We start from the raw sequence: 8,937 nt of genomic DNA, 5'->3' as shown, positions 1-8,937 counted from the left end.
AATCATGATTAATCAGTTTAATCCTGCTCCAAGACAATTTCAGTCGCCGAAGGCGACTACAATCGCTTCAATCCTTCGAGGCAGGCGCGCGCATTGTGGTAGGGGCATTTCCAGAGTCCGGCTTTGTCTTCCGGTATGAGGGAGTAGTTTTTGTAGACACCCCAGAACCATTCGCCGTTCGTTTTATCGATGATGTGCTGTTCAATAAAATGCCAGGTGTTTTGTGCGTGTTGCAGGTAAGGGCCATGTGGCTGCAGCTGCCAGGCATTGATAAACCCTACCAGCGCTTCGGCCTGCGGCCACCAGTGCTTTTCCGCCACCAAATGCTTTTGGGTGGTTTCATATTCATACCAGAGGCCGCCGTCTTTGTCGGTTCCTTCCTGCAGGGTGGCGTTGGCCATTACCAGGGCCAGCTCTTTATAGTGTGTAGTGAGGGTGGTGTGGCTGATGATTTCCGCGGCTTCGGGCAATAGCCAGCTGGCTTCAATATCATGCCCGTACGAAATGTTGTTGCCTTTTACCTGCCATTGTTCATCAAAGAATAAATGCAGATGTCCGCTCTTTTTATCGATGATCCTGTCATAGAATAATTGTAGCAAACGTTGTATTTGCGCGCGTAGTTGTTTGTCCGGCCAAACGGTGTAAAGGTTGGCATATGCTTCCACCACATGCAAATGGGTATTCATGGTTTTCTTTTCGTTGGCATCCTTTGCGCTGAGACGCAGGTCTGCTATTTCCTGCCAGTTGCGTGTAAAGGCTTCAAAATAACCATCATGTACCGGATCGAAGCTGTGCTGCTCAATGCTGTTGTAAAGAGAGACAGCTGCGGTAAGCACCTCCGGATGCCCGGTGGCCTTGTAATACTCACTATAGGCGTACAATGCAAATGCAATGGCGTACACCTGCTTCTTTGTTTCCGCCGGCCGGCCGGTATGATCTACCGTCCAGTATACGCCACCGTAAGTATGATCAACGAAGTGCGCATTAAAATAATGGTATGCACGGCTTGCTGTTGCGAGATAGAGCGGGTTGAGGGTATGGTTGTAGGCAGCGGCAAATGTCCATAAGATACGGGCATTTAATACCGCTCCCTTTGGGGCTTCCGGCACAGGGATGCTATCATTTCCCAGCTTACCGTAAAAGCCACCGTATGTTTTATCCGGTGTATATTTCATCCAGTAGCTGAGAATAGCCGTGAGTTCCTTTTCCAGTGATGCTTTTAATTCCTGCTGCATTATTTCCTTCTTTGTTCCAGTTCCGCCGATATAGTAGCAATACGCTCTTCAGAAAGCGGGTACATGGCAATAAATATGACCGACAATACCGAACCGATAGCTGGCAAAAAACTAAGCATTAACAGGATGCCGTTCTGCGCAGCATCCGCCTGTGCTTCATTGGCTTTAAAACCAAAGGCGCCCAGCAGCCAACCGGTGAGCGCACCGCCGATAGTCCATCCGAATTTCTGAGACATAGACGAAGACGAGAAAATGAGGCCCGTAGCGCGGCGCCCGTTCTTCCATTCGGAGTAGTCTGCAATGTCGGCATACATTGACCAAAGCAACGGGAAAATGATCCCTGCACAAATACTGATGAGGAACTGGAATACAAAGATCAGTGTAAGCTGCTCCCTGCCCAGCCAGTAAAATCCTATGCTAAGTACCGAAGCTATGACCATGGCTCCCAGGTAGGTATTTTTCTTACCTATCTTATTACCTATGGGAGAAGCAAGGATTACGCCCGCTATATTCGCCGCCTGGCCCAGTACCAGGTACAAGGTGGACCAGGTAATGTTCATACTGCCCAGTTTAAAAGCATCTGTATGCTGAATATAGTACTTGAAATAGTAGAGGGTGGCGCCATCGCGGATGGAATTAAAAATAAGCGCTGCAATACCCGCAACCAGCAATATCCACCAGGGCTTATTCCTGCTGAGATCCTTTACATCCTCCTTCAGGGACGGTTGTTTTTCTTTGATAGGTTGTACTCTTTCTTTTACCCAGGCAAAACACAACAGGAATAAGATCACGCAGATAACTGCAATCACTGCCACTCCCAACTGCCATCCAGGTTGCAGGCTTTCCTTTCCACCGGCTTTGCTGAAAAAGCTGACCAGCGGCTCTATCAATGCCAGCGCTATTAAACTACCGCCAAAAGCAAAAGCCATCCTGAAAGAGGCCAGCGTATTCCTCTCCTTTCCATCTGCAGAGATGACACCAAGCAGCGATGCATATGGCACGTTGATCAGTGAATAGATCATCATCATGGCGGAGTAGGTTATATAAGCGTATACCAGCTTGCCCGTAGCGCTATAAGCCGGTGTGGTAAAAGTGAGCACGCCGATGATACCGAAAGGTATTGCCATGTATAAAATGTAGGGCCGGAACTTTCCCCATTTTGAATGGGTTCTGTCCGACAGCGTTCCTACTACCGGATCAAAGAAGGTATCCCAGATACGTGTGATCAGGAACATGGTTCCCACCGCTGCGGCAGCAATGCCCATTACATCTGTATAAAAAAACAACAGGTACATGCCGAACAACTTCCAGAACATGGAAGAAGCCATATCTCCAAAGCCATACCCGATTTTTTCCTTTAACGAAATCTTGTTAGTCATAGGTGGAATGTTGCTTTATCAGCAATAAGTAAATCTATCTCTGTAAAATAGCATTTTTATAATAATATCAGTCTTCCGCAGGGGTGATCTCAAACCTGCCGGCATAATGCAGCGGTTCTACAGGCCGGCCGGTAAGCGCTCCCCAGGAATAGGTAAAACAGGCGCCGAAATAAAAGATCAGGGAAGAGTAAAACATGAACAACAGCACCAGCACGGTAGATGCAGAGGCGCCATAAATACTGTTGATACTGCTGTAGGTGAGCATCACCTTCAATACCATTTTCCCTATGTTAAACAGGATGCTGGTCACCAGTGCACCGGTAATGCCCACCCGCCAACGGGGGCGTCCATCCGGCAGGAAAAGAAATACCAGGAAAAACCAGATGGTAACGATGATCACGGAAATCACATAATTAAGGGTGCTGTTATAATAACTGCCCAGGGCAGGCAGGTACAGGTCTATATATTTGCCGAGAAAGGTACGCGCAGTTTCCGCTACCAGTTCAATGATAAAGAGAACGCCGGCAAAAACGATCACCAATACTGCTTTCAGCCGTGATACCATGATCTCTCCAAAGCTGCTTTTATGAATACGTCTTATTTTCCACAGCTCATTCAGGGAGCCTTTGATAATTTTAAAGAGTGTGGTAGCTACAAACAGCAGGAAAATAAACCCTGCGATGGCGATGATCCAGTTTTGTGCGATGCTGCGGAAAGCTTTCAGTGTTTCCAGGATGGCTTCGGTTGTTTCCTGCCCAAACATATTTTCGAGTTGCTTCATCAAACGCTGGCCCGGGTGTTGGATCCGGAAAATAATACGCAGCAGCTGAATGATAATAATGAGAATGGCAGGTAATGCAAAAGTGGTGAAAAAAGCAGTAGCGCCGGCCATCCGCAGCGGATCGGCCGCCTGTAATGCCTTATATGCTTCTTTGAAGGAAAGCAGGAAGAGCTGCCAGCGTGGTAATTGCTTTTCTGTTGTAACGTTGTCCATACCTGCGCCCAATTTACAGATTAATTTCCTTTATCTGCAGCTTTGGAGGATTATGGGAGAAGGGATCAGGTGTATTTACGGAGATATTAAATCATTTACGGGGGGATAGTGCTTTCAAAAAATAAATACGCGGTGCAGCGGGGACTCACTCATCCAACGATTCCTAATACTGCTTTATAAAGGCCAGGTGTTCATCTATCAAATCAAATCGGTGGTCAAGTCTTGCTTCCATCAGGTCTACACGGATATCTATTACATTTAATTTCAACAATATTGCTTCCATCCTGCGCTCTAAAGCATCGAACCTGGTCTGCAATTGTTGCAAAGTATCCTGCTCCATGTTTCATTATTTATCAAATGTAATATCTTCATCAGGAGCAAAAAAATATCCTCTCAGATATTTTTTTTCGCCCTATTATTCTGATCCCGCAATTATCAAACTCATGAATATAAAAAGCCCTCCGGGAAACCGGAGGGCAGGTTAAACGGTCTGTTCATCATTCTCTCTACAGAGTAATTTCCTGTACAGGGGAGAAAAGCAGATCTTCCACACCGGCTATTTTCAAGCCGATCCTTGCAAATACGGTAGCCTGTGCAGGCTGCAGATCCGGGATATCCAGCTGCAGGCTGATATTCGCAGGATCAGTGATATCGGCGCCTGCCAGCTCAGCTGTTTTAATACTGTTCCTGTTATCCACAAACTGGGTTTTGCTTACGTACAGGAATACCCGGTCGATGTCGCGGGCATTTACATCCTTGATGATCTTTTCCGCACTGAAAGTAGCAGTAAGCTTTTTGGCTGCTGCTGTAAACTTCGGGGAGCGGATCATGTAGTACGGCATCACCTCAATGTCCTGGCGCAGGTTGCCGGAAATAGTCAGCGGAATAGTATCTGTATTGGTTGTTTTATCCGGGATAGATATGAACGGCCCCTGGGAAGAGGGGATCACCAGTTTATAAGCGGCGTTAAACAGCAAAGCTGAAAACGAGCCATCCTGGCTAACACTTACGTTTATCGGCGTTCTTGTTCCCCAACCTGATTCCCACAGCTCAAAATACACATCATTATAGCTTACATTGATGGGCTCACCCTGGTATACCAGTCGCCCGTTAAAGGTACTGGATGGCGCCTTATAATTATCTTTCTTGCAGGAGGCAGAAAATATACCTAACGCAATGAGTACGGCATACTGAATTTTAGTTCTCATGATAATTCACTTTACTGGTTAGGATTCTTAACTATCTTAGGATTATTACTCCTGATACCTTCATCGATAAAAGCATAATAATTTCCTAAACGGAACAGATGTGCAGAAGTAACAGCTCCGGGCAACACCTGTTTGTATACATACTTGCCGTTATTAGGACTGCCGGGGTTGTACACCTTATACGGCCACAGGCCAAATACACGGGTGCTTACCGCCGTTGCGCTTCCGGGAGTAGTAGTAAGCGGTACTTTGGCGCCATTCCAGATCTTATGCGCCAAACGCCAGCGTTTCATATCCCAGAACTCATGTCCTTCAAACGCCAGCTCCACTTTTCTTTCGTGTACGATCCGGTCGAAGGTGATTTGCGCTGCAGTGAGCGGAATTGTAAATCCTGCCCTTTCACGCACCTGGTTGATATAGCCCGCAGCAACGCCTGCCTGGCCCAGTTCAAACGCCGCTTCCGCAGCATTCAGCAATACTTCCGCATAGCGGTAACGGATCCACCATACTTCGCTCTGGGTACCAATACGGCCGGAGCCAACGGTGGGGTCCATATACTTGCGGATAATAAAACCTGATTGCGCGCTAAATTCGAGGTTGTTTACCGGTCCGTCGAAACCTACTACCTGTACATCCGCGCCACCGGGTTCCAGCTTTCCCTTGGCGCCAAAATTATCACCGGTAACAATACTGCCGTCTTTCTTGATATAGCCGGCCCAGATATCCACCTTCTTGTCTTTAAATTCAGATCCTGGCAGTATAACGGTAGCGGCTAAACGCGGGTCCCTGTTGGCAAACAGGTCCAGCGGATCGTTGTAGTAAATATAGTCGCCGCCGGCAGCATTGGTGGGCAGCGGAGCAAAGGTATTGTCCAGTAACTCGAACGACTGTACGAGGTTCAGTGAGGGGTTCAGGCGACCGCCCTGTTGCTCCTCTGCATTGGAACGGGGCTGGCTCCATAAGGTCCAGGGCTGTACCCTTCCGCTTTGCAGTTTATAATCCTTTGCAAAGATCACTTCGGGGTTAGAGCCTTTATCTATAAACAGGCTGATGAAGTTCTGCGTAAGATTATCGGTATTCTTTTTATACAAAGAATAACTTCCGGTAGCTATCAGTTCCTGTGCGGCCTGCAAGGCGGTAGTATAATAAGCGGCCGCCTTTGATGCAGGAATACCTACTTCTCCGCCAGGCAGCGTTACCTGCGGCGTTTCAGCGCCATGCTTTGCAATAGAGCCTGCATACAATGCCGCCCTGGTTTTGGTAGCCAGTGCCAGTCCTACGGTAACACGGGTTTTGCTAACCGGGCTTGCAGGCACATATTTCTTTACCGTATCCATTTCACTGATCACAAAATCATAGATCTCTGATTCTTTGGCGCGTGGACTTTGCAGGTAAGAAGGATCGCTTTTATAATCGTATTCCATCGCTTTAAGGATCAGCGGCACACCGCCTACTCTTTTTACTTCTTCAAAATACACCACTGCTCTCAGGTAACGCGCTTCAGCAACAAAGCGGTCCTTTACTTCCTGTTTCAGCTTTGTGGAAGCAGCGCATTTTTCAATGAAGATATTCAGCTCCCTGATGTAAGCGTAATCCCAGTAGGTTACTTCCGCACCACCTTTAACGATCATGCCCGGGAACACATATGGATATTCAACAAAGCTATGCCGCCAGTACTGGCCGTTTTCAGAGGCAAAGGCTTCATCAAAGCGGGCAAACTCCCCCCAGTTATCGATGGTTTGCACCACCATGGAGGGAATAGGGGAATTATTAACATCCGTTTGCCTGTCCGGATAACGGTCGTACAGATCCGCCAGTACAGACAGGATCAAACCTTCATCATTCCATAACTGGTCGTTTTGCAGGATATCGGACGGTGGTACGTCCAGAAATTCCTTGTCCCTGTTACAGGCCGTACTTAAAATCAGCGCACAAAGACCTATATATAACAAACTTTTTTTCATAACGAAACTTATTTATTACTTAGAAAGTAAAGTTCAAACCAACATTCACCAGCTTATTCTGCGGGTATTGCAATCCGTTTTCATCTGCTATTTCCGGTTCTATTCCAAGGTCTTTCACATTATCCAGGGAGAACAGGTTGTAAGTATTTACATATACCCTTACTTTCTTAAACTTAATCCTGTCCAGTATTTGCTGTGGAATAGAGTAGCCGATTTCCATTGTCCTCAACCGCAGGTAATGCACATTCTGCAGCCAAAAGGTGGATGGTTTGTTATAGTTGCTGTGGCCCCCCTTGTTGAATCGCAGCGGCGGATTTTTACCAGGGATCCATTTGCTGTTCAGATCAAAAGGATCTTCGCGGTGCCAGCGGTCATCATAGAATTGTTTCAGGAGGTTACCACCATTCTGGTAAGGCCATCTCATTTCCCAGTTCTGGTTGTAGGAATACATGGAACCGCCGGAGAAGTCGGCTGTAAAGTCGAATCCATTCCATCTTACGCCGAAGTTCAAACCGAAGTTTACGGTAGGGTTACCGGTGGTCTGGTAGCCGATGGGGCGCTGATCGTATTCATTGATCACATTATCGCCGTTCACATCTTTATAGATGATATCTCCGGGTAATAAGGTTTTGTTACCCTGTCCGTCAACGTTAACCGGGTATTTGTTGATCTCCTCCTGCGACTGGAACTGGCCGATGGCTTCATATCCCCAGAAAATATTATTCCAGCGGTCTTCAATAGAGTTCCTGTAATGATCCCATGAGTTGCCCCATATAGGCTTGTAACTTTCCAGGAACCTGCTGCGGGAATAGGATACGTTACCACCCACCGTGAAGCTCACTTTACCAGCTTGTCCGTTATAGGCGGCAGAAAATTCTCCACCTCTCTGCGAATCGCTGTTCACGTTTTCATCCGGCAGGTTATAGCCTATTTCACTTGGCACCAGCACGTCATATTTACGGCCGCGTAAGCCGGAGCGTTTGCGGTTGAAGAAGTCGAGCGCACCGGATATTTTACCGTTCCATAACTGGTAGTCCAGGCCCACGTCCGCAATCTTACTGGTGAACCAGGAAAGGCGGTTGTTGGGAACGCCTTTATCGCGCGAGCCTCTTATCACCGTACCATCAAGGATCACTGTAGAAGTACCGTAAGTGTATCCGGGCAGGTAATCGTATGCGCCGATACCGATATCATCATCACCCAGCTCTCCGTAGGAAGCGCGCAGCTTTAATTCAGTAAGAATAGAGTTCCCGCCGATCCAGTTTTTAAAGAAGGGTTCTTCTGTGATCCTCCATCCTCCGGAGATAGATGGGAAGAAGCCCCATCTTCTGTCCGGAGCAAATTTCCAGGAGCCATCATAACGGCCGGCAATTTCCAGGAAATATTTATCGGCGAAGCCATAGTTTAAACGACCGATATAACCTACACGGGCTTCTGTCCAGTCCTTATCATTGTAGGTATCCATATCGGAAAACTGGATCAGCGGCAGCACATTACTTTTTGGTACGGCGTGCGCCCATACATCCAGTTCCCGGCGTTTGATACGTTCAGACACCAGCGTGGCGCCAATGGTATGCTTACCGAAAGTATTGTTATAGTTGATCTGACCCTGCAGTACATTTTCCAGTACTTTATGGGTACCTCTTTCCCGCCATGGGTTGGAGCTTCCGCCGGTGCGCAGATAGGTATCAGTAGCTTCCTGGTAAGTGTAGGTATCGTACGTGTATTCGTGGCCGTTCATTAATTTGTCCGCGAAGTAATAGGAGTACATACCTTTCAGTGTAAGCCCTTTGATGGGTGTTTCATACGTGGCGTTGAAGTTGGTTTGCAATACGCGCCAGTCTTCCGTCCAGTAGCCGGAGATGGCCTTGGATTGAACCGCCCAGTTCTCCGTGTTATGGCCTATATCATTTGGATACAGGGGGTTGTCGTTGGCGTATGCCCTTTCTGTGGGCCTGTTGCGGAACAGGGCAAAGCGGGGCGCCCAATAGTCGTCGCCGCCAGGTACGCCGGGATTATCCCTTTGTTCAATACGGCCATTGATCTGTACACCTACCTGTACACGTTTGGCTACTTTAGCATCCACATTACTCTGGATGTTGGTGCGGTTAAAGTCAAACTCTCTTCCCAGCACGGATTTCTGATCCAGGCGGGTGA

7 protein-coding genes are annotated in these 8,937 nt (G+C 47.6%); all 7 read right to left on the bottom strand.

Going from position 1 to position 8,937, the window contains the following annotated elements; all coding sequences use genetic code 11:
* Positions 1 to 56: 56 nt before the first annotated feature.
* Entirely contained in the window at positions 57 to 1,235 is a 1,179-nt protein-coding gene (locus tag VN105_RS17045) for an AGE family epimerase/isomerase (RefSeq protein WP_325642733.1), read from the bottom strand.
* Positions 1,235 to 2,614 (bottom strand): MFS transporter, encoded by a 1,380-nt coding sequence (locus tag VN105_RS17040; RefSeq protein WP_325642732.1) that lies wholly within the window; start codon positions 2,612 to 2,614, stop codon positions 1,235 to 1,237. The genes VN105_RS17045 and VN105_RS17040 overlap by 1 nt, the downstream gene beginning before the upstream one ends.
* A gap of 67 nt (positions 2,615 to 2,681) precedes the next feature.
* Positions 2,682 to 3,608 carry a YihY/virulence factor BrkB family protein gene (locus VN105_RS17035; RefSeq protein WP_325642731.1) on the bottom strand — a complete coding sequence of 309 codons (927 nt, stop codon included), beginning with the start codon at positions 3,606 to 3,608 and terminating at the stop codon, positions 2,682 to 2,684.
* 163 nt (positions 3,609 to 3,771) lie between these two features.
* On the bottom strand, positions 3,772 to 3,948 hold the full coding sequence (locus tag VN105_RS17030) for a hypothetical protein (RefSeq protein ID WP_325642730.1): 177 nt from the start codon (positions 3,946 to 3,948) through the stop codon (positions 3,772 to 3,774).
* A gap of 166 nt (positions 3,949 to 4,114) precedes the next feature.
* Entirely contained in the window at positions 4,115 to 4,816 is a 702-nt protein-coding gene (locus tag VN105_RS17025; protein ID WP_325642729.1) for a DUF3823 domain-containing protein, read from the bottom strand.
* A gap of 11 nt (positions 4,817 to 4,827) precedes the next feature.
* Entirely contained in the window at positions 4,828 to 6,780 is a 1,953-nt protein-coding gene (locus VN105_RS17020; protein ID WP_325642728.1) for a RagB/SusD family nutrient uptake outer membrane protein, read from the bottom strand.
* Between the two features lie 19 nt (positions 6,781 to 6,799).
* Positions 6,800 to 8,937: SusC/RagA family TonB-linked outer membrane protein (locus VN105_RS17015; protein ID WP_325642727.1), on the bottom strand; the 2,138-nt coding region annotated here is incomplete at its 5' end.

Source organism: Chitinophaga sp. (assembly GCF_035564935.1).
Classification (GTDB): Bacteria; Bacteroidota; Bacteroidia; order Chitinophagales; family Chitinophagaceae; genus Chitinophaga.
The sequence above is the reverse complement of the archived record's forward strand: the minus strand, read 5'-3'. Positions and strand labels throughout refer to the sequence as shown.

Bases quoted from the DNA above. Each gene is read 5' to 3' on its own strand.
- VN105_RS17040 (WP_325642732.1), bottom strand. From the start codon at position 2,614: ATGACTAACAAGATTTCGTTAAAGGAAAAAATCGGGTATGGCTTTGGA.
- VN105_RS17020 (WP_325642728.1), bottom strand. From the start codon at position 6,780: ATGAAAAAAAGTTTGTTATATATAGGTCTTTGTGCGCTGATTTTAAGT.
- VN105_RS17035 (WP_325642731.1), bottom strand. From the start codon at position 3,608: ATGGACAACGTTACAACAGAAAAGCAATTACCACGCTGGCAGCTCTTC.
- VN105_RS17030 (WP_325642730.1), bottom strand. From the start codon at position 3,948: ATGGAGCAGGATACTTTGCAACAATTGCAGACCAGGTTCGATGCTTTA.
- VN105_RS17045 (WP_325642733.1), bottom strand. From the start codon at position 1,235: ATGCAGCAGGAATTAAAAGCATCACTGGAAAAGGAACTCACGGCTATT.
- VN105_RS17025 (WP_325642729.1), bottom strand. From the start codon at position 4,816: ATGAGAACTAAAATTCAGTATGCCGTACTCATTGCGTTAGGTATATTT.